Origin of the sequence: Tamlana flava (assembly GCF_041287255.1) — a bacterium.
Lineage (GTDB): Bacteria > Bacteroidota > Bacteroidia > Flavobacteriales > Flavobacteriaceae > Tamlana > Tamlana flava.
Window position 1 is genome coordinate 272,609 of sequence record NZ_JBGGTX010000004.1, and the last position, 25,573, is coordinate 298,181.

Sequence of the window (25,573 nt, forward strand, 5' to 3'; positions counted from 1 at the left end):
TTTATTGGCCTCTAATGATTTTCACGGGATCTATTTTTTTTGCTTTTTTGGATGGAAGGTAGCCAGCCATAAACGTTGAAATCATGGCAAATGAAAAGCCTATTAAAAAAAACATCGGATTTATATTTACAGGAAAGGTTTCTACCGTTGGTAAAGCTTCAGTCTCAAACGGAATGGTGTCAATTAAACGGGCAAGTCCATAACCAATAATTAACCCTAAAACACCACCTACAAGACCAATAATCATGGCCTGACTCATAAAAATATGTTGTACATCTTTTCCTGAAAAGCCTGTCGCCTTTAAAATGGCAATGTCGTTCATCTTTTCATAAATGAGCATGTTCAGAATATTATAAATACCAAACCCGGCGACAATAAGTAATGTAATGGAAACGGCATAGGTAATGAGGTTTCGAATGGAGGTGCCTGTTTCAAATTGCGCATTTGCCTTTTTTATGTCGATGGCGGTTAAACCGAATTGTTGTTCAATTTTTTTTGATAGGGGAACGGCCTGTTCAATATCGTATAATTTCACATTAATGTCTGTAATATAATTGTTTGCTTTTCCTAAAATGCGCTGTACCGTTTTTATGTTTGTAAAACTTTGAATAGCGTCTAAATCGGCAATGCCACTTTGATAAAGCCCGACAATTCTTAATGGAAAAATACCACCATTTATGGGGCTTACCTGAACACGGTCGCCAACCTTTAATGACATTTTTTTTGCAATGCCAATACCCAATAAAATGCCATTTTCTGAAGTTTGTAAAGCCTCAGCAGAACCCTCAACAATGTAGTCTCCCATATTGAACAATTTATCCTCATCAATTGGGTTGATGCCTGTTAAGTTTCCACCTAATTCAATAGACCCTGCAATGTAGAAAATTTGTGTTTTTACTTGGGGGAGAGCGCCACGAACTTCTGGTTTGTCTTCAAGATATTTTATGATGGGCAGAGCGTTATGGATTTTTTTCTGCATTAATTTTGGCTTTACGGAATGCACCACATTAAAGCTTTCTTTTACCCTATTGTATAGAGAAATAGGCTGATTTTGAGAAGGTTCTATTTCATTGTAAACATGAACATGGGGCGTTTGGTTAAGTATTAAATTGTCGAGCATGGCATTAAGGCCGGTCATAAAACAAACCAAAGTAATGTAGGCCCCAATGCCAAAAGTCACACCCAAAGCAGCTGTGGACGTTTGCTTAATTTTTGTGAGCAAATGAGTTTTGGCAATACTTAATATTACTATCCAATTGGTCATTCTGTGGGTTTGTAAATGGGCGTGTCTTTTGTTATTCCAGATAAGATTTCAACATATTCCATGTTTTGTAATCCCGTGGTAACATTAATTATTCCGTCGTCGGTTTTCACTTTATTATCGTCAATTAAATAAGTTTTTGGGATGGTCAATACATTGGTTTTTTCGGCAATAATAATGTTGGCTTCGCCTGAAAGTCCGGGATATAAAATTTCAGGTGCATTTTCAAAAATGGCTTCGACTTTAAAGGTTTGGTTGCGTTCGTCTTTTTTTGGATAAATTTTGGACACTTTCCCTGTAAAAATTTTTCCATCGTAGGCATCTAAATAAATAATAACTTTTAGGCCGTTTGAAACGCGAACTATATCAACTTCATCAACCAGCATTTCAACTATAAAGTTATTGGCACTGCCAACAAAGGCCAATGGCTCCATGGTATTTACAATTTCACCAGGTTCCTTATACAGGGCGTAAACCTTACCGTTTATCTGACTTTTGACGGTAAAATCTGTTGTAGTTATTAAAGCCGTTTCATAGTTATTTTGTGCCTGTTTAACCGCCGTTTCCAATTCATGTTTTGTGCGGTTGTATTTACTTTGAAGAAGATTGAGGTTGTTTGAGGACAATTGATAGTTAAGTTTTTTTGTGTCGAACTCAACTTTAGATCCTATGTTTTGGTTCCAAAGGTTCTTTTGTCTGAAGTAGTTTGTGGAATCGTTGGTATATTTGAGTTTTGCTGCAATAATTTCGTCTTCAATACTGCTTAAAATGGCCGAACTGCCCATGTAATTTTCTTTTGCCAATTGCAACGTCAGTTTTGCATTTTGGGCGTTAAGCTTTGGTGTATTATTGATGATTTGAACCAAAGGGGCATCCTTTTTTACTACGTCGCCTTCTTCAACCAAATTATCGTCTAAAATTCCAGCAACAATGGCATAAACTTGATAGAGGCTATCAGGCTGAATGGTTACTGAAGAATATACAGATTCTGTTAAATGCCTTTCTTTTGGAGTTATTTTGTCCTGATTTTTTGAGCAGGAGGATAGAATTAAAAGTAGTAGTGTGAATTGAAACAATTTCATGGTTCAAAATTTATTATGAAGTTAGGGCTGTTTTTGCAACTTAAAAAGTATTCAGCGCAATTTCTATCATGTTATTAAAAGAGCTTTCCCGTTCTTCGGCAGAAATGGCTTTCTTGGTTACCAACGAATCGGATACCGTTAAAATAGATAGTGCCTTTACATTAAATTTAGCAGCAATGGTATACAACCCTGCCGTTTCCATTTCTACGCTTAATACACCAAATTCAGCCCACTTTTTATAGGCATTAACATCATCCTCATAAAATTCGTCGGCGGTAAGAACATTACCCGCTTTAATGGGAATGTTGTTTTTTTTTGCATACAAAGCCGCATTCATAAACAATTCAAAATCCGCCGTTGGTGAATAATCGGCATTAATAAACCGGGAATTATTGATGCCCGAAGTTGAAGATGCCGCCATGGCAATAACGATATCGCGCAAATTGATGTTCTTTTGGTAAGATCCCGTAGAGCCAACACGAATGAGGTTTTTAACGCCGTAATCATTTATGAGTTCATGACAATAAATAAGGGCAGAGGGCACACCCATTCCGGTGCCTTGCACCGAAACTTTTTTGCCATGATAATACCCAGTAAAGCCCAACATACCTCGCACATCGTTGTAGCAAAAGTAGTCGTCCAAAAAAGTTTCTGCAATCCATTTGGCGCGCAACGGGTCTCCTGGCAATAAAACGGACTCTGCAATGTCTCCTTTTTTTGCTTCAATATGTATACTCATTAGCTAGATTTTATAATATTTACGATGTCATTTTTTTGAAGTACGCCAGATTGTCGCCAAACTTGTTTTCCATTCTTGAAAAGCAACATGGTTGGCACACCTCTTACTTGGTATTTGGAGGCTAAAGTTTGGTTTTTGTCCACATCAATTTTTATGATTTTTATGGCATCGCCAAGTTCTTGTTTTACATCCTTTAATATTGGAGCAAGCATTTTACATGGGCCACACCAATCGGCATAAAAATCAATCAATACAGCTTCATTGGCGTTTACAATGGTACTAAAGTTTGTTTTCATTTCTTTTATTTTTTTAGCTCTAAATCTAGTTTGGCGAGTATAATCAATTCCGATTTGTTTAGACTGGAAAAGGCATTAGCCATGGCACTAGCGGTTTTTAGAATGAGATTTTTGATGTCTTTGGTAAACAATGATTTGTGCTCTTTTTTATAGGCAACAAAATCCGAAAAACACTTGTCTGGGCTAAGTTGTTTGCTATTGGCATCATCAAAAATAAGTTCTATTTGATTTACTGAATTTTCTTTTAAACCATGTGCTTCCCCCACCTCCAACCATTGATCATGCACAAACTTTTTCAGTTTACTTATCTCTGATTTGTTAACCGAGTTATCCGCTGCGGAAATGGCATAAAAAAGCTTTCCAAGATTTTGATAAAAATGCTTTGGAAGATTATTTAAAGGTTTCATTTTGTAAAAAAATCATCTATAAAATTACATAATTTTTGCCTTTTCGTACATGACATAAATCAGTCAATTTCATAGATATAATGATTACTTTTCGCTTCAATTATTATGCTTTGCAATTAGGGGTGGTTATGTTTAAGCAAGATCAAGAAATATTCAATATTCTTTTAAAAACTGTATCTGAGGCCGTTATTATTGTGGACAGCCACCAAAAGATTATGGAGGTTAATGCCTCCGTTGAAACTATTTTTGGTTATGCAAAAGATGAAATTATACACAAGCACATTAATTTATTAATACCCTCAAATTACCATAAAGCTCATACTTCTTATTTTGAAAGGTTCATTAAAAGGGGAAAACGTCGCAAAATGGGAGTGGCAAAAGATATTTTTGGCTTAAAGAAAGATGGCACCATTTTTAACATAGAGATTGAGTTAAGCCCTTTTTCGGTTTACGACAAGACCTATGTAATGGCTTTAATCAATGATATTTCTGAAAAGAAGGAAATTGAAAAAAACTTGATGCTGCGTACACAAGCCTTACAATCTGCCAACAATGGTATAATCATTACCGACGCATTAAGGCCAGACAACCCAATAATATATTTTAATTCTGCCTTCCAAAACCTTACGGGATATTCCTATTCAGAAATAATTAATAATAATTGTAGGTTTTTGCAAGGAAACGACAGAGACCAACCTCCTTTGAAAAATTTACGGGAAGCCATAAAAAATGGTAAAAGCTGCCAAGCAACCTTGAGGAACTATAAGAAGGATGGTACCATGTTTTGGAATGATGTGTATATTTTTCCAATAACCAATTCCAGAGGTACAGTTACCCATTTTATTGGCATTCAAAATGATGTGACGCTCAAGAAGAAAATGGAAGAGGAGCGTCATCATTTGGCATCGATTTTTGATGAATCGTTAAATGAAATCTATGTTTTTGACGCAGAAACCCTAAAATTCATCAATATAAACTACGGCGCCCAAAAAAATATAGGTTACAGCCTTAAGGAACTGAAAGACATGACGCCTTTGGATATTAATGTAAATGGCGGTGAGGCAGAATTCAAAAAGACCATCAATCTTCTGTTGCAAAAAAAAGTAGAAAAATTGGAATTTGAAGGACTACACCAACGTAAAGATGGTTCTCAATATCCTGTTGAGGTTCATTTGCAACTTTCAAACTTAAACGAAAAGCATGTTTTTATAGCCATTATTTTGGACATAACCGAGCGAAAAAACTATACCACAAAACTTGAAAATACTGTGGCCGAAAGAACAGAACAACTAAAAAAGGCGCTGAGTAAAGAAAAGGAACTCAACGAGCTAAAAACAAAGTTTTTGTCTTTGGTATCGCATGAATTTAAAACCCCATTGAGCGGAATTTTAACATCAAGCCAACTTTTGGGTAAGTACACGTTGAGTGAACAGCAACAAAACCGCGACAAGCATATTAGAACAATAACGGATAAGGTCCATTACTTAAACAACATACTTAATGACTTTCTATCCATTGAAAAACTGGAAACCGGTAAGGTGAATTACAAGTTTAATCATTTTAAATTGAGCAAAGTGGTAAACGAGGTCGTTTATAACTCTAACATGCTTTTAAAGGAAGGGCAACAAATAAATTATCCTGAAAATATTGATGATTTGTCGCTTTTTCAAGATGAGAAAATCATTCAATTGATTTTTTCAAATTTATTGCATAACGCCATTAAATATTCGCCCGAGGGTTCCGTAATTGATTTACACGTAAAACAAGATAAAAAAATTACAACGATAAAGGTGAAGGACAATGGCTTTGGTATTCCTGAAAAAGACCAGAAAAGCATTTTCGAACGGTATTTTAGGGCCGAAAATGTTATGAATACCCAAGGCACGGGAATTGGTCTAAATATTGCAAAAAGCCACTTAGAAAAATTGGGCGGAACCATTTCCTTTAAAAGTAAAGAAAATAAAGGCAGCACATTTACGATTAAATTTCCAAATGTAGCCAAAGAACAAAGCCAATAAACTAAATATGAACCGATGAAAACAGTTCTACTTATAGAAGACGATACCGTACTAAGGGAAAACACCGCAGAGCTTTTGGAGCTATCAAAATACAAGGTTATTTCGGCTTCAAATGGTAGGGTTGGGGTGAATATGGCCAAAAAGCACCTTCCCGATATTATTGTGTGCGATATTATGATGCCTGAACTGGATGGCTATGGCGTTCTTGATATACTCTCCAAAAACCAGAATACCAAATATATACCCTTTATCTTTTTGTCTGCCAAAACAGAACATGAGGATGTTAGAAAGGGTATGAATATGGGTGCAGATGATTATTTAACTAAACCATTTTCAGAAGACGAACTGATTACGGCCATTGAAAGCCGTTTGGCTAAAGTTTCCATTTTAAAGGAATTGAAAAAGAGTCGGGAGCAACAAGCTATTCAACCAAATGAAAGTGAACTGAAATCGCTAAACGATTTAAAGAATTTTTTTGATGACTATGGCCATGAGTTCTCCTTTAACGCCCAAGATATTGTCTATCGGGAGGGCGACCACTCAAATTATATTTACCTGATATCCAAAGGTGCCGTTAAGTGCTACCAGATTAACGAGCTAGGTAAAGAACTTGCTACGGCCTTATATAAAGAAGATGATTTGTTTGGGTATAATTCCTTTACCCAAAATATGCCTCATAAAGAAAGCGCCGTTGCCATAGAAGACACAAAATTGGTGGGCATTTCAATCATAGAATTTAAGGATGTGCTCAGTCAAAACCATGAGGTGGCTATTGCCCTGCTTGAACTTTTGGCCGATAATTTGTCTGAGGTTAAGGACGAACTTGTTCAAATGGCATATAGTTCGGTAAACAAAAAAACCGCAGCTACCATTTTAAAATTTGCTGAAAAAATTAACAGAAAGCCAAACGATCCCATAAAAATATCCCGTAATGATTTGGCAAGTGTTGCCGGTATTGCGCCTGAGACTTTAATAAGAACATTGGCCATTTTTAAAAAAGAAGGCATTATAAAAGCCGATGGTAGAAACATAAAAGTTATTGATATTGAACGGTTGAAAATTGTGAATTAACGAGATTCAATTTTTATTAAATTCCAAAAATGACCAATATCATTTCATTAAAACCAAGCACTGCATAAATTAGTAAAAGATAAAAAAATGCAGTTTGATGAAAAATATATTATTGCCCACCGATTTTTCAGAAAATTCATGGAATGCCATAAAATACGCCATAAATTTTTTTGACACCTTAGCATGTAACTTTTTCTTGTTGCATGTTAATAGGCCCAGCACTATTGTTTTGGATGATTCACCCTATTTAACGACACAACATGTTGTAGAAACAATTTATGCTTTGCCGGCCAAGCAAGAACTGCGCGAGATTTTAAAACGTATTTCGAGGCAATTTCCTGAAAATAAAAACCACAGGTTTTATACCATAACCGATGACGATTTCTTTATTGATTCCATAAGAAAACAAGTTGAAGAAAAACAAATAGACTTGATAGTTATGGGTACTAAAGGAGCCTCGGGGTTAAGAAAAATGATTGTTGGCAGCAATGCCGGCGATATCATTACCAAAGTAAAATGCACCACCTTGGCCATACCTGAACTTGCAGAATTTACCAAACCAAAAGAGATAGCGTTTCCTACCGATTTTTCATTAACCTACAACATTCAAATTTTAGAGCCTTTATCCGAAATATTGGAAAAATGGAAAGCCGCATTAAGAATTCTTCATATTTCCAAAAAGAAAACAGATTTAAACAACGACCAGAAAAACACTAAGGAATTACTTGAGGACTACTTTAGTCCGTTTGACCATAGTTTTCACTATCTAACCAATAAAAATTTTGAAGACGCCATTCAATGTTTTATTGAAAGCAGAAATATTAATATGATTTGTATGGTAGCCAAAAACCTAAACTATTTTCAACACATCTTGTTCCATTCAAAAGTTGAAGAAATAAGTTATCATACAGAGATACCGTTTTTAGTCTTACATGAAAAAAATTAACTGTTATGGAAAGTTCTATGTTTTTAGCAAAATTTTGGGGTTGGTACCTGATTATTTTCTTTTTTATTTTAAGTCTAAACCCGAAACGCATAAAGCAAATATTTAATGATTTAAATGATGAAAAGTTTCTCATAATAACAGCATTTGTGGCCATAATAGTTGGCTTGGTAAATATATTGTTCCACAATATTTGGGAATTAAGTTGGAAGATTATAATTACTCTCATTGGGTGGACTTCACTATTCATTGGGTTGTTGTTGTTCATATTCCCAAAGCGCACCATTGCCGGATTACAACTTATCAATATAAAACTAGTACAGGTTATTTATATGCTGTTATTTTTTACAGGTCTTTTTTTGTTGAATGCGGCTTATGGCATTGTACCGCAATAGGGGTGGCAGACTGACAAATATCATTGTCCAAAAGCTATTAAGTTCTTAACTTTAAAGATAATGTCTTGAGAAGATGAGGAAAATATTGATACCCACCGACTTTTCAGTTAATGCAATGAATGCCATTAATTACGCTGTAAGTTTATTTAAATATGATGTCAGCGAATTTTTCATCATGCATGCATACCAAGATTTGGTCTATGCTTATGAAACATCGCCCTCAAATAACATTGTACAAAATGTTGCAGAGGCCACAAAAAAAGAAGCCCAAAAAAAACTTGAAAATACCCTAGAAAAAATCCATTCCATTTCACCAAATCCGAGGCATACGTACAACATGGTTTTGGCGAACAATACCCTTTTGGATGAAGCCCATAAAATTGTCGAAAAAGAGAATATTGATATCATGGTTATGGGTACAAAGGGTGAAACCAATAAAACAAAGCTAACCTTTGGGAGCCATACGTTGCAGGTATTAAAATACGTTGATTGCCCGGTACTGGCCATTCCAAAAAATTACATATATACACAGCCAAAGAGAATACTTTTCCCAACAGATTATATGATTCCTTATAAGAGAAGGGAACTAAAACTAGTTTGCGAAATGCTTTCTTCTTTTAGGTCTAAAATAGATGTTTTGTATCTGTCCAAAACACAAACACTATCAAAAAGACAAGAAGACAACCAAAACTTTTTAAAAGAAGAGCTCTGTAAAAACAAGCTAAATTTTAACGTAGAGAACAGCCATGATATTGTTGGTTCTATATACAGATATGTAAAGGAGAATAAGATTGATATGTTGGTGATGGTCAATTCAAAACATACATTTTCAGATAATATTTTGTTCCAATCAACTATAGACGAACTGGGTTTACATCTAGACATTCCGTTTTTAGCATTGCAAAACATTGAACGTAACTAAACTATTAAACATAAAAGCATGAAAAAGATATTGCTTCCCACCGATTTTTCAAATAATTCATGGAATGCCATAGAATATGCCCTGAAACTTTTTAAGGATGAAGTCTGCACATTTTATCTGTTGCACACCTATACGCCCGCGGTTTACCATGTAGAGTACGTGTTGATTAATCCTTCCCAATTTGGATTGGGTGATTCAATACGGGAAGAGGTGATCAGCCATTTAAAGGATGTTGAAAAGAAAATAAAAAAGAAGTTTAAGAACCCTAACCATAAATTTGAGAGAATTGCTGCATTCAATACCCTTATTCTGGAAATTCAAAGTTTTGTTGAAGAAAATGAAATAGATTATGTAGTTATGGGTACCAAAGGAGCTTCTGGCTTGCAGGAAGTCTTATTTGGCTCCAATACGGTGCATGTTTTCAAAAATGTAAAATGCCCTGTTTTGGCCATTCCAGATGGTTTTGATTTTGAAATTCCGAGAGAAATCTTGTTTCCAACAGACTATGAAATGCAGTACCAAGAGGATGATGTTAAGCCGTTAATTGATATAGTTTCGCTTTATAACACGCGCGTTAATATCATGAATGTTTCATATGGTTACGAGTTGTCTGAAGCCCAAGAAGCCAATAAGGCGTTACTTGAAAAATATTTTGGAGAAATCGCCCACTTGTTTCACAGTATCAGCAATCAAGATGTGCCAGAGGCCATTAATAATTTTCAGTTGAGAGCGAAAATAAACTTGTTGGTCATGATAAACAATGAGCACTCGTTTTTTGAGAATTTATTTTTCAAATCGAAAATAAACCACATCGGATTCCATTTAAATGTGCCGTTTTTGGTTATACCAGCTAAAACATAAAAAAGCATAGGTCATGTTACGCAAAATTTTGTTGCCCACAGATTTTTCAGATAATGCTTGGAATGCAACAGTTTATGCATTAAAGCTTCTAAAAGACGAGTTTTGCACCTTCTATTTTTTAAACTCGGTATCTATTGATGTACCTATGTTTTCAAACCTTTCAAGCAAATTAATCGATAAGATGAAAAGCGATGCAATGAAAGAGTTATTGGAGTTAAAAAGTCTGGCCGAAACATCTGATGCCAATGCCAATCATAATTTTCAAATAATTTTGAGTACCGAAGTTTTAAAGGATGCCATAAAAAAAGCGATTAAAGAATGGGATATTGATTTGGTCATTATGGGCACAAAAGGGGCAACCGGAGCGAAAGAATTTTTCTTTGGCAGCAATACGGTAAGCATTACAAAAGGCTTGAAAGATTGCCCTATTTTAATTGTTCCTGAAGAATACGACTTTACTGAGCCGCACCAAATTGCCTTTCCAACAGATTACAATCGATTCTACAATGATAGGGAGTTAGAACCTTTAAAAGAATTTGTTGATTTGAACAATTCTAAAATTAGGATTGTGCATATTAATGAAAAGAAAGAATTGAATGATGTTCAGAATTATAATTTGATGATGCTCCAAAGCCATTTGAACCACTGCGAATACAGCCTCCATTGGATGCCCAAATATGCCAAAAAAGTAGTTGAGATTAATGATTTTATTGATGAGTTGGATATAGATTTATTGGCCATGATAAACTACAAGCACAGTTTTATAGAAAACATACTTAATGAACCGGTAATCAAAAAAATAGGGTTTCACCCCACCATACCGTTTTTGGTGATTCCCGAATAAAAGCTCACTGATAAATATCATAGGTTTTGGCCATTGGTTGGTATAAATTTAAATACTGACTAAATAGCTATATCATGAGACGTAAAATACTTTTGCCAACCGATTTTTCTAAAAATGCATGGCAGGCCATTACTTATGCCATAGAGCTATACAAAAAGGAACAGTGCGATTTTTACATTCTAAATGTTTTTTCTTTATCTGGTGATATTATTGGTGGTTTAATCAATATGGAACCAGGAGGTGCACTTTATGAAACGGCTAAATTAGAATCGGAAAATAATTTGGCAAAAATCCTGGACATGTTGGCTTTTAGGGACCATGGCAATACCAAACATCATTTTGAAACAATTTCGGTTTATAACCATGTTGTTGAAGCCATTAAGAATGTTGTTGAGGAAAAGGATATAGAAATTATCATTATGGGCACTAAGGGTAAAACCTCGGCGCGAAACGGAATGTTTGGTGGTGTAGCCATTAATGTTATGGAAAAAGTGAGAAACTGCCCTGTTATTGTGGTGCCAGAATTGGCGAAACACAACATACCAAAGGAAATTGTTTTTCCAACCAGTTACAAAACCCATTTAAAAAGAAAGGAACTTCAATATTTAATCGATTTAAGTAAGAACTGTAACGCAGCAATAAGAGTTTTGCATGTTTCGGAAGAAGTCATTTTAAGTCAAGAACAATTGAGTAACAAAAAGCTTTTGGCCGAATATTTTAATAGTGTTCTGCATACGTTTCATTCCCTTAAACATATCGACGTACCTTCAGCTATAAATTGTTTTGTTCAAAGTAGGGAAAGTGATATGGTTGCTTTTATAAACAAAAAACACATGTTTTTTGGCAGCATACTGTCACATCCTTTGGTTAAGGAAATCGGCAATGATTCTACTGTTCCAATAATGGTCATGCATGATTTAAGGAATTAATGTTTTCGTTTTTGGGGTTAAAATAGTCAACGTATGAAAAACAATGTTGTAGATATTATCAAATCCTCTGGTGAGAAAACAAAATTTTCTTTGGAAAAACTCAGGTCTTCACTTAAGCGTGTTGGTGCAGACCAGAAGACCATCAATCAAATAATTGACAAAGTGAGGGATGAATTGTATCAGGGCATTTCAACAAAAGAAATCTACAATAGGGCATACGCCTTGTTAAAGCGGAAAAAGAGCTATTTAGCCTCAAAATACAAGTTAAAAAAAGCCATTTATGAATTGGGACCAACGGGATTTCCGTTTGAGCGTTTTGTAAGTGCCATTCTAAGTTATTCAGGCTATAAAACCGAAGTTGGTAGGATTTTACAAGGCCAATGTGTAACCCACGAGGTTGATGTATTGGCGCATAAGAATGGAGAAACCTCTGTAATAGAATGTAAATTCCACAGTGAAGAAGGGCTAAATTGCAATGTGAAGATTCCGTTGTATATCTACTCACGCTATAATGATATCAAGGCTTTTTGGAATGGTGATTTAAAGAACGAATCAAAACTTACAAAAGGATGGGTGGTCACCAATACAAGGTTTACAGAAGATGCCATCAAATATGGTAGTTGCGTTAATCTGTACTTGCTGAGTTGGGATTACCCTAAAAATGATGGTTTAAAAGATCGTATTGACCGTTTGGGTCTATATCCGATTACGGTTTCAACGCTTTTAACGAATAGGGAAAAGCAATTTTTGTTGAGTAGGGATGTGGTTTTGTGCCGTCAATTGATTGGCGATGCTTTTTACCTCGATCATCTGGGAGTTTCTGACGCTAGAAAAGAAAAAATTTTAAGTGAAATAAGTATGTTGTGTAATAGCTAAAATCCATGGACAATTTTTGCAGAATAAATTTCTTAGGTGCAGCCGGTGTTGTGACGGGTTCAAAATTTCTTATTGAAACTTCGGAAAAGAATATCTTGATTGATTGCGGTATGTTTCAAGGGTTAAAGGAATTAAGGGAGCTTAATTGGGATGATTTGCCCGTAGATGTTGAAGCGATTGACATTGTATTGCTTACTCATGGGCATCTTGATCATGTGGGTTATTTACCTCGTTTAATGAAACAGGGTTTTAAAGGAAAAATTTTAGGTACGGCACCTACATTGGCCATTGCAGAAATAATTTTAATGGACAGCGCCAAAATACAGGAGGAAGAAGCCAAAAAAGCGAATCAAGAAAAATATACCAAACATCATCCTGCTTTGCCTTTTTATATGGAGTTTGAAGCCGAAAAAACCATTGGCTTATTTCAGGTTGAAATGCCAGATAAATGGATAAGGTTATCCGAAAATATATCATTCAGGTTTCAATACAATGGGCATATCATTGGTGCAACTTTTATAGAATTGGATGTTAACGGAAAACGATTTGTTTTTTCCGGTGATGTTGGCCGGCGCAACGATTATTTGTTGGACAATCCCAAAAAGCCAAAATGGGCCGATTTTTTGTTTGTTGAAAGTACTTATGGAAACAAGTTGCACCCCGAAGAGGATGTACAAGCCATTTTAACCGAACTTGTAAATGAAACCATTCATAAAAAAGGGAATTTAATTATCCCGAGTTTTGCGGTAGAGCGCTTACAAACACTCATGTATTTACTTTGGGAACTATATAAAAAAAACAAAATCCCTAATATTCCCATTTTTATAGATAGCCCAATGGGTAATAATGTTTTGGATGTTTTTAAGCGGTTCCCCAAATGGCACAAACTTTCCATGGCAGACTATAACGCCATGTGCCATCACGTTAACATTGTTCAATCATATAGGGAAACCTGGGAAACCATTGATGATAAACGTGCTAAAATCATAATAGCAGGAAGTGGCATGGTAACTGGCGGACGCGTGCTAACTTATTTACAACAACTTATAGACGAACCTACAACAACGGTTTTGCTGGTTGGCTATCAGGCAGAAGGCACTCGAGGACGACAATTACAAGAGGGAGCCCATGAAATACGCTTCTTCGGAAAATACTATCCCGTTAAGGCAGACATTAAAAGCATTGAAAGCTTATCGGCACATGCCGACCAAAATGATTTGTTGGATTGGATGAGCAACATCAAAAACATACCAGAAACTGTTTTCTTGGTTCATGGAGAACCAAATGCTCTCGATGCTTTCCGTGTAAAAATAAAGAATACTTATAACTGGACTGTTAAAATTCCGAAACTTACGGATGTTGAAAAAGTGTTAATATAACCTTCAAACGTAATCAATCTGACTGATATATATCATTGCGTAAAGCTATTTCTGTGAATATATTAGGGTTGGAAATTAAGTTTAACCCAAATATAAAATATTATGACAACATTAATGAAAAAAAGAAAACGTAATAGGTTATCACCTTTTGAAAACCAATTACCAACCCCATGGAACACCAATATTTTAAGACCTTGGGGAAGCACACTATTTAACAATAGATTAAATAACTTAATGGGATTTGATGACATTTTTAATGATGATTTCTTGGAAGAAGATAGTTTGATGCCAGCTATGAATGTTCAAGAACATGAAAAAGATTTTGAAATTGAATTTGCAGCACCAAGTTTCAATAAAAAAGACTTTGAAGTTTTTATTGAAGACGATGTACTTCACGTTCGTGGAGAAAAGGAAAAAGAAGAAAAGGAAAAAGAAGAAGGATATTCCCGAAGAGAGTTTAGTTATAGATCCTTTGAAAAATCAATTGTTCTTCCAACTTCTGTAGATTTAAATCAAGATGTAAAAGCCATTTATAAAAATGGAGTTCTTAAAATCAAACTTTTGAAAGAAGAGAAACCTGTTGAAAAAGAAATTCCTAAAAAAGTTATTGAAGTTGAATAGCAATTTGCGGAAGCAGAAAGCAATGAAACGATTTGCTTTCTGCTTTTTTTTCAAACTAAAAAATGGAAGAAGATGAAAACGAAAGAAATAAAATTAAAATATCAGCCTTGGTTAAGCGCTGATATCATGCACAAAGATTCACTTAAATGGCTATCTGAACTCAATTTCATAAAAGATGAGCAATTGTTTTTTGATGATTTGGTAAAATCGTATACACTTCAGCTTATTGATTCCAAACACTTTGCCGAAAGTAAAAAAATAGTTTCCCGTTTAAGCAGTTCGCAAAAAGCAACCAATGCTTTGCTTGAGGTGGTTAAAAAACATGAAAAAGGACTTGAAATCATGGTAGATGGTATAGACCAACTAAATGAAGAGGATGGTTATAAAAATGAACACGTTGAGCTTATAACTCGGGTAACCAAGTTTTTAGAGAACTACAGAACGTTTAAAACACAATTGTTTGTGCTTATAAAAAACATCATAAAAGAAGGAAAGCAAAAACGCCTGCTTCAGTAAACCCATTTTAAAATGAACCGTTTTAAAATATTGATTATTGCCTTATTAGTGTTTAGTTGTTCTACAACCGAACTGGTTGATAACTGGAAAAACCCAGATATAGACTCCTACAGCCCTAATAAGGTTTTACTGGTTGGCATGACCTCTAATCTTAAGGCAAGGCAGCAATTTGAGGGCCAGTTGCAAATGGAGTATGCCGCTAGGGGAATAGAGTCTGTTACAAGTTTGGATTTTTTTGAGCCTTCTTTTACCTCAAATAGCAGGACGGAGGAAGAGCTAAAGGCATTGGAAAGTCAACTTTTAAATGATGGGTTTGATACTGTTTTGTTTACAAAAGTAATTGGTACTGAAGATAAAATAGACTACAAAACCAATTATGATGGTTACGATAAAACCTATAGAAGGTTTAAAGAAGACTATTTAAAATACCAAGATGCCTATTATAATCCAGATTATTACAACGAATACGTCGTCTACCATGCCGAAACCTCAATGTATTGCATTTGCCCAGAAAAAGAAAGGGAACTCATTTGGAAAGGCTACATTGATATTATGGATCCTCAATCAATGGATGAAACCATAAATGATTACGTGCGCCTCGTTATTGTGGTTTTAGAAGAACAAAAACTCATTAGCCCAAAAATATTGGAGAACCAAAACCAAATTGAAGCAATAAATTAAAATGGGGTAAAATGTAGTTTTCTTTTTCAACTATCGTCTCTTCGATAATATCTTCTGCATTAAATGATTGAATCTATTTCTTATGGTTTTTATACTTCCCGGGGCTAACCCCAATACGTTGCGAAAAGGTTGAGGTAAAATGCTGTAACGAAGAAAATCCGCATGCATAGGCAATATCAGACATGTTGGTTTCGTCTTTCATAATCATATCAATAGCCTTTTCTATTTTTAGGTTAATGATAAAGCTGTTTGGCGGATAGCCCGTTAAGTTTTTCACTTCATAAGTGAATTTTGTTTTGCCCATACCAAATCTGTAAGCCAGATCATCAATAATCCATTTTCTGTTTAAATCTTCTAAAACGAGTTGGGTTAAATTGTCAATAAAATTGGTCTCCTCGTGAATTTTTTGTTTTCTGAACGATAGGTTTCTATGCAGCTCAATAAAAAAGTTCTCTATGATATTGCCCACCATAATTTCAAAACCTTCATCTTGATTTATTAGTTCCTTTTCAAGTTCAACAAAATACTTTTTGAAAATTTTAGCCTTTTCTATCACCAAGTTATTGTCATCTGCAATCATAAGACCTAAACTTTCTTGAAACTTTTGGTCAAGTTTTGTCCAAGGGCCTAAACTTAATGGGGTTTTCTTTCCATAATTTTTGGGTTTAATAACCATCCAATTAATTTGACCAATATCCATTTTCCCAGTTGGGCTACCATTTAATTGCCAAGGAGCGGTTATACATAAATTATCGGGAAGTAATTCAACTTCTTTATCGTCTACAACCCATTTATATTTGCCACTGTTTACAAAATGTATTTCGATACCATCATTCAAATGTGGGCGCATAGTTTCATCAAGCCTAACTTTAGAGAATTTCATGCTGCCAAATTGAACGATAAAAGGAAGGTTTTTTAGAGGACCTGGATCATCTTTGTGCCACCATATATTGAGATTGCTCATAAAAGTCTTTGTTTTTGGGGATTTGTAAAAAAAATTTGATGTTCTATATCAAATGAACAATCAAAGCTTCCTCAGCCAAGTTTTAAGCGATATTAAATAAAAATGTCCAATGGAGCACATGAGAATTTTTATAAAATTGACCATCGCTTAAAAGTAACACAAATTTACTATAAAAAAGGTAATTTTATATTCAAATTAACAACTATTCCGTTTGGACTAATTGTTTTAGTTTCCAAACTATAAATTGAATATAGACCATGTTAAACATAGCTATTCTGGGTCTTGGTGAAGGTCGCAGCACGATGTCTGCTGCTTTGCAAAGCAAAAAAATTAAATTGGTTAAAGTTTGCGATGTTAATGAAGAACTTTGTAAAACACGTGCAAAGGAATTTGATTTTGACAACTACACAACAAATTATCAAGATTTATTGGATGATAAATCTATTGACATCATAGCCATTTATACACCAGACCATTTACATGCCGAGCACGTTAAACAAGCTTTATTGCATGATAAACATGTAGTATGCACCAAACCGTTTATTGATGATTTAACCGAAGCCAGTGAGTTGTTGGACATAAGTCATGCAACAGGAAAAAAGGTCTTTATTGGGCAAAGTTCCAGGTTTTCAGAACCTATGAAAAAACAAAAAAAGGAATTTGATAAGGGAACAATAGGTGATTTAATTACGGTAGAGGCACATTACCATGCAGATAATCGCTGGTTTTTAAAAAAAGAATGGTCCTTGTTAAAATCATTCAAATGGTTGTACGGTGGTCTAAGCCATCCAGTAGATTTTGTGAGATGGTATTTGCCAGATATTGATGAGGTTATGGGCTATGGCATGATTAGTACAAATGGAGAGCAGGCAGGTTTAAAAAATGAAGACACGATGCACTTTATTTTTAAGGCTAAGGATGGACGAATTGCGAGGGTAAGTGGAGTTTATTCCTCGCCAACACAACCCACAAAAAGGGATAGTACGCTCAGCTGTATTTTGAGAGGGACTTTAGGGGCAAGCCAAGCTGATTACCATGAGTTGAGGTACTCTGTAACAACCAATGAAGGTGAGGAACGCATAGTGTATTGGGGAGATGAAAAGCTTAAATATTATTATCGTTTTGAGGGGCAATCTCATCATGCAGGGGAATATCAAAACTATTTAGAGTATTTTGTTGATAGCATAGAGCAAGGTTTTACGGCTTACCCAAATATGGAAGAAGGTATTGGGACGGTGGCCCTATTGCAAGCCATGGATAGAAGTTTAGAAACAGGACTTCCCATTAAAATTGCTGATGTAAAACAAGAATTTGGTCTAGAACTTCAAGCTTTATAAAATTGACCAAAGTTTAAAAATAGCATAGAATTATTGTTAAATTGCCAATATTAGCTAAAATTTTTGATACATCACCAGTTATTGGTCTGCCACGCTATTGTTGGGTTTCAATTTTTTAAAATGCTTCAGACCAAAGATTTAATGAGATTAATTGTATAAATGTTTAAGGTTTTAAAGGTTTACTTTTTTATATTTTTTCTGGGTTTTGTTTTTTCATGTAATGCTACTGAAATTTGGGTAAGCAATATGGGAAAAGATACCAATTTGGGTACAAAGGAAAGTCCACTTGCAACGTTAAATATGGCGTTACGTAAGGCCAGAAATATGCGCCGGTTGGGAGACCCTTCAATTAAAAATGGTATTCGAATTATTTTAATGGATGGTACTTATCTTTTAAATGAATCTGTTTTTATAAGACCTGAAGATTCTGGAACTGCAGAAAGTCCCACAATTATAGAGGCCGAAACAAATGCTCATCCCGTTTTAAGTGGTGGAATTTCAATAACAAATTGGAAAAGGGCAGGAGCAATAAACGGTTTGAAGCCTGGGTTGATTTGGGTGGCCGATGCACCAAAAAAAGCAGGAAACATTTTAGATTTTAGGCAGTTATGGGTTAATAACAAAAAGGCTACTCGGGCCAAAAGCACATCAGGTTCTGAAATGGATAGGATTTTGTCGTGGAATATAGAAGAGGAAACCTGTTGGATACCCTTTAAAGATAAATCCGTAAGCTTTGAGCCGGGTATGGAAATGTTCATTCAGCAATGGTGGGCAATCGCCAATTTACGTATAAAAAATATGGAAATTAAAGGTGATAGTGCCAAGCTTTATTTTGAGCAGCCCGAAAGCCGTATTCAAAGTGAGCATCCATGGCCAGCTCCTTGGATTTCTGAAAAAACAGGAAACTCAGCTTTCTATTTAAACAATGCTTTATGTCTATTGGATGAACCCGGTGAATGGTATTTAGATAAAGCAAATTCAAAAATATATTACTATCAAAAAGAAGGTGAAGATATGTCTTCAGTTAAAGTTATTGCTCCTGTTTTAGAAAATTTGGTTGAAATAAAAGGCACCGTAGACAATCCTGTTCAATATGTTTATTTTATGGGTATTTCATTTCAATACAGCAATTGGCTTCGCCCTTCAAAACAAGGCCATGTGCCCATTCAGGCCGGGATGTACCTATTGGATGCTTATAAATTGAAAGAACCCGGTACACCAGATAAAGCTGGCTTGGAAAATCAGGCCTGGATTGGCAGGCCACGTGCAGCGGTTGAGGTTAATTATTCCAACAACATTCATTTTCAAGAATGCACATTTGAACATTTATCGTCAACAGGTTTAGATTTAAATAAGGGCACCAATAATAATTTAGTTCAAGGCAATTTATTTAAAGATATTGGTGGAAGTGCCATTAACGTTGGTGTTTTTTCAGAGGAAGCTATTGAACATCATTTGCCCTACAATCCAAAAGACGAACGTGAAGTTTGTTCAAACGAAACTATAGCTGATAATTTAATTACCGATGTTACCAATGAAGATTGGGGTTGTGTTGGTATTAGCGCTGGCTGTGTTAAAGATATCACAATTGCCCATAATACAATTTCTGATGTTTCATACACTGGAATAGGTTTAGGTTGGGGTTGGACAAAAACAATAAATGCCATGAAGGGCAATAAGGTAGTTGCCAACAAAATTACGCATTACGGCAAACATTTATATGATACAGCGGGTATTTACACCCTTTCTGCACAGCCCGAAAGCGTTATTAAAGAAAATGTTATTGATAGCATTTATTTCAATCCTTATGCGCACGACCCATATCATTGGTTTTATTTATACACAGATGAAGGTTCAGCGTATTTTACAGTAAAGGATAATTGGATACCTTCTGAAAAGGTCTTTCTAAATGCAAATGGACCAGACATTGTTTGGACGAACAATAATGCTTTTGTAAGTGAACAGATTAAACAAAATGCCGGAATTAGAAGTCCCTACAAATACTTGCTGAAAGAAAAGGAAATAGATAAAAATTGGCCTTTACAGGAAGCACCTCATTTCGCAGCGGTTGAGTTGGTTGGTGATGGTTTCGATAATACCAAAATCAAGGAGATTTCAAAAGTAAATGGGGTTATTGATGCACAATTATATCAATGGGAGAATCACATGGTCCTTTATGCCAAAATGAACCATGTTGAACATTTAAAGAATGAATTGAGCTTAGAATACCCAAATGCCAAAATCAAAACATACAATGCACCTGTTTATAATTTCAACAAATTTGAGCATTGTAAAGATTCTGATTTAGCTAGTGAGTGGGAGCATATACTGCTGACAGCCAATTTGATTGAAGATGAAAAGCTGCAAGATGAGTATTTACAATACCATAAAACGCAGTTTGAAGCATGGCCGGAGGTAGCCGAGGGGTTCTGTAATGCAGATTTTCAGCAATTACAGGTTTTTAAAAATGGGCGGCAACTCATTTTGGCAATCAGCATCCCTAAAGGAGCCAGCTTTGACGAACTAAATCCAAAAACCACAGAGGACAATCCACGTGTTGACGATTGGAATGCCTTAATGAAAAAATACCAAACAGGAATTGAAGGCACAAAACCCGATGAAACTTGGGTGTTTTTAGAGAAACTAAACTAAATGAAACAGACTAACCATCAGTTTTTTGACTTTCTGGATTTTAATACCGACCTAACCAAAGAAGAAGGTGTTTCAAAATTATGGAAAGCTTGTAAACCCATTGATATTGTTCAATATGAATTGGGCGTGATGCTTACTGTTCCTTTCCAATGCCAAAAATTGTCCAACGACATTGCACCAGATTTTGATGTTCCCCGAAAAAACTATAATCTGTCTTTACGAGCTTACGGTGATAAAATTTTAAGGGTTAGTATTGGTTTTGAAAAGGAGGTTACTTTAGAATCACCTATGCTTCAAATAGCAGAAGATATTCAGGAAGTTAAATTGAATATTCAAAAGTTCGAAAACCAATGGATTGTTAAAGATAATAATGGCTCAACCCGCGCTATTTTCGACTTATCAAATCCTGATATTGACCATTGGAGCGATTTATTGCCCGCACCGGAAGAAACCATGCAAGCCACATTTTACCCAGATGGTAAAAAGGTAGTTAAGGTTAGTGCCTACGATCAGTTTTTTCCTGGCAGAATGGATGCTATGTGCTTATCATTTATTGAAAAGCATGGCACACCAAATAAAGCCACAATATCTTTTCATGCAAAACCAGATGAAAAATTTGTTGGAACTGGTGAGCGTTTTTCTAAAATGGATTTATCAGGTAACACATTTCAACTTAAAAATCAAGATGGTCAAGGCGTAAATAATAAACGCACCTATAAAAATATCCCGTTTTATATATCAAGCGAAATGTACGGTTTGTTTTTGCATACATCAACTTACTGTAAATTCTCGATGGCCGATTTTTCAACCAGATCCGTACAATTATTGGCCGAAGAACCAGTGATGGACGTTTTTTTGATTGGTGAGGAAACGCCGGAAAAAATTATACATCAGTATAAAAAAATAACAGGTTTTCCCTCTTTGCCTCCGTTTTGGAGTTATGGTATCTGGATGAGTAGGATGACCTATTTTTCTGAAGAAGAAGTTAATACCATTTGCGAAAGACTTAGACATGAAGACTTTCCTTGCGATGTGATTCATTTGGATACGGGCTGGTTTAAAACTGATTGGCTTTGCGAATGGAAATTCAATGCGGAACGTTTTCCTAACCCCAAACGGTTTGTCTCAAATTTAAAACAAAATGGATATCGGGTAAGTTTATGGCAAATGCCTTATATTTCGGAAGATGCCGAACAGTATGAAGAAGCTAAAGCTAACAATTACATTGGAAAATTAAATGCTGAAGTAATGAAAGGTGGGTCTAATTTTAGCAATTTAGATTATGCAGGCAGTATTGATTTTACATACCCTAAGGCAGTAGAATGGTATAAAAACCTTTTACGTGAACTTCTAGAAATGGGCGTTACTTGCATTAAAACTGATTTTGGAGAAGAAATCCATTTGGATGCCAATTATCATAATATGACATCAGAAAGCCTTAATAATTTATACGCATTACTCTATCAAAAGGCTGCCTACGAGGTAACAAAGGAAGTTACTGGTGACGGCATTATTTGGGCTCGGGCTGGATGGAGTGGGTGCCAACGTTACCCAATACACTGGGGTGGTGATGCAGCGGCCTCTTGGGATGGCATGGCAGGTTCGTTAAAGGGTGGACTGCACTTAGGGCTATCAGGTTTTGGCTTTTGGAGCCATGATGTACCCGGTTTTCATGGCGTTCCTAACTTTATGAATTCTGTAATTCCGGACGACCTATACGTGCGCTGGACCCAATTTGGGGTATTTACCTCGCATATTCGTTATCATGGCACCTCGAAAAGAGAGCCTTATTATTATCCAAAAATCGCAGATGTGGTTAGAAAATGGTGGAAGCTCCGCTATGCCTTGTTGCCATACATATTGCAAGAAAGTAAAAAGGCTACAACTTCTGGTTTTCCTCTGATTCGCGCGTTGTTAATGCATTACCCAAAAGATAAAATGGTTTGGCATATTGACGACCAATATTGTTTTGGCGACGACTTTTTGGTTGCACCAATGATGAATTCAGAAAATAAAAGGGATGTTTATTTGCCCGATGGAAATTGGATTAATTTTTTTACAGGTGAAGAGGCTGCTGGCAACGGTTGGATTAGAGATTTTGCAGCAAATTTAATGGACATGCCAGTTTGGGTAAAAAAAGGAGCTGTAATTCCAATATATCCTGAAGCTGTGAATTGCACAGATGATATGGATTTGAGTAAAACCACAACCGTTAAAATTGATAAAAACTTCAAAGGAATTTGGAAATATCTAAATTTCATAAAATAAGAACTATAAAAACAACTAAAAAATAAGACAATGAGTGCAGTAATAACCAATGAGCAATTAAGGCAGTTTAAAGAAGACGGTTTTTGCATTGTAAAAAACGTAATTCCGCAGGAACTAATAGAGCGCTTACGCGATGAATGTCAAAGATTCATTAAAGAAAAAGATGATGAAATGGACCGAAAAGGTATTGAGGTTGACGAAATAAACCATAAGGGCAAACGCTATTTCATTGCGCTTCGCTATAAAGATAGTGAGACTATGCAAGACCTCATTTTTGGTAAAGAAATGGAAGAAATAACTCGAAAGGTATTAGGAGAAGAAGTGTACTTGTTTTTGGAGCAATTTGTGGTGAAAGCTGCTGACAAGGGCATGACTTTTTCTTGGCACCAAGATTCTGGATATTTAGATTTTGACCATACACCGTATTTATCTGTTTGGTGCCCGTTGGATGACGTTACCGAAGAAAATGGTACGGTATATTTGTTGCCTTATAAAGAAGCCGGTACCGAAAAGCGAATTGATCACGTTCTACAAGAAGGAACCAATGATAAAATCGGCTATTTTGGCGACAACCCTGGCGTTCCAGCAATCTTAAAAGCAGGTGATGTTGCTTTATTTTCAAGCACCTGTTTTCACAGAAGTGGTTCGAACACAACAAATAAATCGAGGCGAGTACTTTTAATTCAGTATTCAGCAGAGCCTATTCTAAAGAGCAATAATGAGCCTTTATATTGGGCAGAACCATTTATTGCAAAAGGTGAAAAAATAAGTGCATATTAAGATAATCAGTTAGAATTGCTCAGAGATGTGTTCAATTAGCAAACAATACTCTGGGCAATTATGTTTTTTTAATCAGAATACATCAATCAGCCAACAACCATTAACCAACAACTAAAAAAATGAATATATACGACCAATTGGACTTTCTTGATTTTGCTGTAGTCGGCCTTTATCTCGTGGTTTTGGTAGGTTTAGGAGCTTGGTTTAGTTTGAGGAATAAACGTGGTGATGATGAAAACTACTTCTTGGCAGGCAATTCTTTGAGTTGGAAAAGTATTGGTTTCAATATGTGGGGGACCAATGTAGGTCCTTCCATGTTAATTGCTAACGCAAGTATTGGCTACACCACAGGCATTGTTGCAGGAAACTTTTCGTGGTACGCATTCATTTTTATTTTTCTATTGGCTGTAGTTTTTGCTCCAAGATATTTGGGTGCACGAGTGCAGACCTTACCAGAGTTTATGGGTAAGCGTTTTGGGAATTCAACGCAAAATATTTTGGCTTGGTACACTATTGTAACTATACTATTAAGCTGGTTGTCGTTAACCCTATTTGCTGGAGGTATCTTGATACAGCAAATCCTCAATTTACCCATGTGGCTTTCAGTAATTGTGTTATTACTTATTGCCGCATTTTTTACGTTGGCTGGGGGATTAAAAACAATAGTTTATACCAATGTTATACAAATGGTTTTGCTTATTGTGGTTTCGGTAATCCTGATGTGGGTAGGTCTGGACCGTGTGGGTGGTTTTAACCAGTTGGTGAGTGATACACCATCAAATTACTGGAATTTATTCCTGCCATCAGATGATGCCAATTACCCTTGGGTGGCGATTCTTTTGGGTTACCCAATTATGGGCGTTTGGTTTTGGTGTACAGATCAATCCATGGTGCAATCCGTCCTGGGTGCAAAAAGTGTAAAAGAAGGACAACTGGGAGCCAACTTTACCGCTTGGTTAAAAATAATTGATGTGCCGTTGTTCATTTTACCTGGTATTATGTGCTTTGTGTTATTTCCGGCTTTAGAAAATCCAGATGCCGCTTACATGACCATGGTTACCGAGTTATTTCCAACTGGTATGAAAGGCTTGGTTATGGCCGTTTTAATTGCGGCATTGGTAAGCACTATAGATTCGTCTTTAAATGCATTGAGCACGGTTTTTACTATGGATGTCTATGTTAAAAAGTTTCAGCCCAAGGCAAGCCAGAAGAAAATAGTTAAGGTTGGTCATATCGTTACCGTGGTGGGAGCCATCATATCCATTTTCATCACATTGGCCATTGATAGTATAAAAGGATTAAATCTTTTTGATGTTTTCCAATCTGTTTTAGGCTTTATCGCTCCACCAATGTCAGTCGTGTTTTTGTTTGGTGTTCTTTGGAAAAAAGCAACCGCAAGGGCCGCCAATAGTATTTTGGTTTTTGGAACCTTATTCAGTTTGACTGTGGGTATTTTATACTTATGGGTATTTCCTAACGACCCTGAAAGTGCCGTTAAAATTTGGCCACATTTTTTACTGTTGTCTTTTTTCATTTTCGTGATTTTGGCTTTAGCCATTGTGGTTATTTCCCTTTTAGACAAAAGAAGTGAGCCTTTTAAAAGCACTTTGGATTTTAGCGGATTAACAAAGGTTGCCCCGAAAGTAAAAGTTCTTTGGGCGGTTCTTTTTATGGTGATGATTGTTTTGTATATCTATTTTAATGGTCATTAAAGAATTTTAAAAACAGCTT

Annotated in this window: 24 protein-coding genes; 18 read left to right on the forward strand and 6 right to left on the reverse strand. The window is 35.7% G+C overall.

All coding sequences use genetic code 11. The features are described from left to right. Position 1: 1 nt before the first annotated feature. The 5 genes from ACB104_RS13125 to ACB104_RS13145 are packed head-to-tail and all read right to left on the reverse strand — an operon-like array spanning position 2 to position 3,785. Positions 2-1,264 carry an ABC transporter permease gene (locus ACB104_RS13125; RefSeq protein ID WP_370479423.1) on the reverse strand — a complete coding sequence of 421 codons (1,263 nt, stop codon included), beginning with the start codon at positions 1,262-1,264 and terminating at the stop codon, positions 2-4. Next, positions 1,261-2,343 (reverse strand): efflux RND transporter periplasmic adaptor subunit, encoded by a 1,083-nt coding sequence (locus ACB104_RS13130; protein WP_370479424.1) that lies wholly within the window; start codon positions 2,341-2,343, stop codon positions 1,261-1,263. The genes ACB104_RS13125 and ACB104_RS13130 overlap by 4 nt, the downstream gene beginning before the upstream one ends. Positions 2,344-2,383: 40 nt before the next feature. Continuing rightward, positions 2,384-3,082: a purine-nucleoside phosphorylase gene (deoD, locus tag ACB104_RS13135; protein WP_370479426.1), complete on the reverse strand. Its 699-nt coding sequence runs from the start codon at positions 3,080-3,082 to the stop codon at positions 2,384-2,386. Next, complete coding sequence (gene trxA / locus ACB104_RS13140; RefSeq protein WP_370479428.1) at positions 3,082-3,378, reverse strand: thioredoxin; 297 nt, start codon at positions 3,376-3,378, stop codon at positions 3,082-3,084. Before trxA ends, deoD begins: the two co-directional genes overlap by 1 nt. Positions 3,379-3,383: 5 nt before the next feature. Then, positions 3,384-3,785 carry a hypothetical protein gene (locus tag ACB104_RS13145; protein ID WP_370479429.1) on the reverse strand — a complete coding sequence of 134 codons (402 nt, stop codon included), beginning with the start codon at positions 3,783-3,785 and terminating at the stop codon, positions 3,384-3,386. An 80-nt stretch (positions 3,786-3,865) separates the two neighbouring features. On the opposite strand from ACB104_RS13145, the gene ACB104_RS13150 reads away from it, so the two are divergent. The 13 genes from ACB104_RS13150 (at position 3,866) to ACB104_RS13210 (ending at position 15,841) form a co-directional block, all read left to right on the forward strand. After that, positions 3,866-5,803 carry a sensor histidine kinase gene (locus tag ACB104_RS13150; RefSeq protein ID WP_370479431.1) on the forward strand — a complete coding sequence of 646 codons (1,938 nt, stop codon included), beginning with the start codon at positions 3,866-3,868 and terminating at the stop codon, positions 5,801-5,803. A 15-nt stretch (positions 5,804-5,818) separates the two neighbouring features. Then, positions 5,819-6,874 (forward strand): response regulator, encoded by a 1,056-nt coding sequence (locus tag ACB104_RS13155; protein ID WP_370479432.1) that lies wholly within the window; start codon positions 5,819-5,821, stop codon positions 6,872-6,874. Between the two features lie 97 nt (positions 6,875-6,971). Next, positions 6,972-7,820 carry a universal stress protein gene (locus ACB104_RS13160; RefSeq protein WP_370479434.1) on the forward strand — a complete coding sequence of 283 codons (849 nt, stop codon included), beginning with the start codon at positions 6,972-6,974 and terminating at the stop codon, positions 7,818-7,820. 5 nt (positions 7,821-7,825) lie between these two features. Next, the gene (locus ACB104_RS13165) at positions 7,826-8,212 is read left to right on the forward strand and encodes a hypothetical protein (protein ID WP_370479436.1); all 387 of its coding nucleotides are present in this window, start codon (positions 7,826-7,828) and stop codon (positions 8,210-8,212) included. A 73-nt stretch (positions 8,213-8,285) separates the two neighbouring features. Continuing rightward, on the forward strand, positions 8,286-9,134 hold the full coding sequence (locus ACB104_RS13170) for a universal stress protein (RefSeq protein ID WP_370479437.1): 849 nt from the start codon (positions 8,286-8,288) through the stop codon (positions 9,132-9,134). Positions 9,135-9,152: 18 nt separating this feature from the next. After that, complete coding sequence (locus tag ACB104_RS13175) at positions 9,153-9,995, forward strand: universal stress protein (RefSeq protein WP_370479439.1); 843 nt, start codon at positions 9,153-9,155, stop codon at positions 9,993-9,995. 13 nt (positions 9,996-10,008) lie between these two features. Then, positions 10,009-10,839 (forward strand): universal stress protein, encoded by an 831-nt coding sequence (locus ACB104_RS13180; RefSeq protein WP_370479441.1) that lies wholly within the window; start codon positions 10,009-10,011, stop codon positions 10,837-10,839. 74 nt (positions 10,840-10,913) lie between these two features. Continuing rightward, entirely contained in the window at positions 10,914-11,768 is an 855-nt protein-coding gene (locus ACB104_RS13185) for a universal stress protein (protein WP_370479442.1), read from the forward strand. Positions 11,769-11,801: 33 nt separating this feature from the next. After that, the gene (locus ACB104_RS13190; RefSeq protein WP_370479444.1) at positions 11,802-12,644 is read left to right on the forward strand and encodes an ATP cone domain-containing protein; all 843 of its coding nucleotides are present in this window, start codon (positions 11,802-11,804) and stop codon (positions 12,642-12,644) included. 5 nt (positions 12,645-12,649) lie between these two features. Continuing rightward, positions 12,650-14,023, forward strand: coding sequence for an MBL fold metallo-hydrolase RNA specificity domain-containing protein (locus ACB104_RS13195; protein WP_370479446.1), 1,374 nt, complete (start codon positions 12,650-12,652; stop codon positions 14,021-14,023). Between the two features lie 114 nt (positions 14,024-14,137). Then, entirely contained in the window at positions 14,138-14,644 is a 507-nt protein-coding gene (locus ACB104_RS13200) for an Hsp20/alpha crystallin family protein (protein ID WP_370479448.1), read from the forward strand. A 72-nt stretch (positions 14,645-14,716) separates the two neighbouring features. After that, positions 14,717-15,160: a hypothetical protein gene (locus tag ACB104_RS13205; RefSeq protein ID WP_370479450.1), complete on the forward strand. Its 444-nt coding sequence runs from the start codon at positions 14,717-14,719 to the stop codon at positions 15,158-15,160. 12 nt (positions 15,161-15,172) lie between these two features. After that, a complete protein-coding gene (locus ACB104_RS13210; RefSeq protein ID WP_370479452.1) occupies positions 15,173-15,841 on the forward strand; it encodes a hypothetical protein in 669 nt (222 codons plus the stop codon). A gap of 73 nt (positions 15,842-15,914) precedes the next feature. Here ACB104_RS13210 and ACB104_RS13215 read toward each other — a convergent pair whose 3' ends face one another. After that, the gene (locus tag ACB104_RS13215; protein ID WP_370479454.1) at positions 15,915-16,805 is read right to left on the reverse strand and encodes a helix-turn-helix domain-containing protein; all 891 of its coding nucleotides are present in this window, start codon (positions 16,803-16,805) and stop codon (positions 15,915-15,917) included. A 257-nt stretch (positions 16,806-17,062) separates the two neighbouring features. On the opposite strand from ACB104_RS13215, the gene ACB104_RS13220 reads away from it, so the two are divergent. The 5 genes from ACB104_RS13220 to ACB104_RS13240 all read left to right on the forward strand — a co-directional run bounded on the left by ACB104_RS13220 (position 17,063) and on the right by ACB104_RS13240 (position 25,554). Beyond that, entirely contained in the window at positions 17,063-18,142 is a 1,080-nt protein-coding gene (locus tag ACB104_RS13220; RefSeq protein ID WP_370479455.1) for a Gfo/Idh/MocA family protein, read from the forward strand. A gap of 246 nt (positions 18,143-18,388) precedes the next feature. Then, complete coding sequence (locus ACB104_RS13225) at positions 18,389-20,794, forward strand: L-rhamnose mutarotase (RefSeq protein WP_370479457.1); 2,406 nt, start codon at positions 18,389-18,391, stop codon at positions 20,792-20,794. Then, positions 20,795-23,062 carry a glycoside hydrolase family 31 protein gene (locus ACB104_RS13230; RefSeq protein ID WP_370479459.1) on the forward strand — a complete coding sequence of 756 codons (2,268 nt, stop codon included), beginning with the start codon at positions 20,795-20,797 and terminating at the stop codon, positions 23,060-23,062. It abuts the gene before it with no gap. Positions 23,063-23,092: 30 nt separating this feature from the next. Further along, positions 23,093-23,842: a phytanoyl-CoA dioxygenase family protein gene (locus tag ACB104_RS13235; protein ID WP_370479460.1), complete on the forward strand. Its 750-nt coding sequence runs from the start codon at positions 23,093-23,095 to the stop codon at positions 23,840-23,842. Between the two features lie 119 nt (positions 23,843-23,961). Beyond that, positions 23,962-25,554, forward strand: a complete 1,593-nt coding sequence (locus tag ACB104_RS13240) for a sodium:solute symporter (RefSeq protein WP_370479462.1) — start codon at positions 23,962-23,964, stop codon at positions 25,552-25,554. The last annotated feature ends 19 nt before the right edge of the window (positions 25,555-25,573 follow it).

Excerpts from the sequence above, each read along its gene's own strand:
- ACB104_RS13170 (WP_370479437.1), top strand. The coding sequence starts at position 8,286 with ATGAGGAAAATATTGATACCCACCGACTTTTCAGTTAATGCAATGAAT.
- ACB104_RS13225 (WP_370479457.1), top strand. The coding sequence starts at position 18,389 with ATGGGAAAAGATACCAATTTGGGTACAAAGGAAAGTCCACTTGCAACG.
- ACB104_RS13220 (WP_370479455.1), top strand. The coding sequence starts at position 17,063 with ATGTTAAACATAGCTATTCTGGGTCTTGGTGAAGGTCGCAGCACGATG.
- trxA (WP_370479428.1), bottom strand. The coding sequence starts at position 3,378 with ATGAAAACAAACTTTAGTACCATTGTAAACGCCAATGAAGCTGTATTG.
- ACB104_RS13180 (WP_370479441.1), top strand. The coding sequence starts at position 10,009 with ATGTTACGCAAAATTTTGTTGCCCACAGATTTTTCAGATAATGCTTGG.
- ACB104_RS13215 (WP_370479454.1), bottom strand. The coding sequence starts at position 16,805 with ATGAGCAATCTCAATATATGGTGGCACAAAGATGATCCAGGTCCTCTA.
- ACB104_RS13125 (WP_370479423.1), bottom strand. The coding sequence starts at position 1,264 with ATGACCAATTGGATAGTAATATTAAGTATTGCCAAAACTCATTTGCTC.
- ACB104_RS13145 (WP_370479429.1), bottom strand. The coding sequence starts at position 3,785 with ATGAAACCTTTAAATAATCTTCCAAAGCATTTTTATCAAAATCTTGGA.
- ACB104_RS13130 (WP_370479424.1), bottom strand. The coding sequence starts at position 2,343 with ATGAAATTGTTTCAATTCACACTACTACTTTTAATTCTATCCTCCTGC.
- deoD (WP_370479426.1), bottom strand. The coding sequence starts at position 3,082 with ATGAGTATACATATTGAAGCAAAAAAAGGAGACATTGCAGAGTCCGTT.
- ACB104_RS13190 (WP_370479444.1), top strand. The coding sequence starts at position 11,802 with ATGAAAAACAATGTTGTAGATATTATCAAATCCTCTGGTGAGAAAACA.
- ACB104_RS13175 (WP_370479439.1), top strand. The coding sequence starts at position 9,153 with ATGAAAAAGATATTGCTTCCCACCGATTTTTCAAATAATTCATGGAAT.
- ACB104_RS13200 (WP_370479448.1), top strand. The coding sequence starts at position 14,138 with ATGAAAAAAAGAAAACGTAATAGGTTATCACCTTTTGAAAACCAATTA.
- ACB104_RS13150 (WP_370479431.1), top strand. The coding sequence starts at position 3,866 with ATGATTACTTTTCGCTTCAATTATTATGCTTTGCAATTAGGGGTGGTT.
- ACB104_RS13185 (WP_370479442.1), top strand. The coding sequence starts at position 10,914 with ATGAGACGTAAAATACTTTTGCCAACCGATTTTTCTAAAAATGCATGG.
- ACB104_RS13230 (WP_370479459.1), top strand. The coding sequence starts at position 20,795 with ATGAAACAGACTAACCATCAGTTTTTTGACTTTCTGGATTTTAATACC.
- ACB104_RS13210 (WP_370479452.1), top strand. The coding sequence starts at position 15,173 with ATGAACCGTTTTAAAATATTGATTATTGCCTTATTAGTGTTTAGTTGT.
- ACB104_RS13195 (WP_370479446.1), top strand. The coding sequence starts at position 12,650 with ATGGACAATTTTTGCAGAATAAATTTCTTAGGTGCAGCCGGTGTTGTG.
- ACB104_RS13235 (WP_370479460.1), top strand. The coding sequence starts at position 23,093 with ATGAGTGCAGTAATAACCAATGAGCAATTAAGGCAGTTTAAAGAAGAC.
- ACB104_RS13155 (WP_370479432.1), top strand. The coding sequence starts at position 5,819 with ATGAAAACAGTTCTACTTATAGAAGACGATACCGTACTAAGGGAAAAC.
- ACB104_RS13165 (WP_370479436.1), top strand. The coding sequence starts at position 7,826 with ATGGAAAGTTCTATGTTTTTAGCAAAATTTTGGGGTTGGTACCTGATT.
- ACB104_RS13160 (WP_370479434.1), top strand. The coding sequence starts at position 6,972 with ATGAAAAATATATTATTGCCCACCGATTTTTCAGAAAATTCATGGAAT.
- ACB104_RS13205 (WP_370479450.1), top strand. The coding sequence starts at position 14,717 with ATGAAAACGAAAGAAATAAAATTAAAATATCAGCCTTGGTTAAGCGCT.
- ACB104_RS13240 (WP_370479462.1), top strand. The coding sequence starts at position 23,962 with ATGAATATATACGACCAATTGGACTTTCTTGATTTTGCTGTAGTCGGC.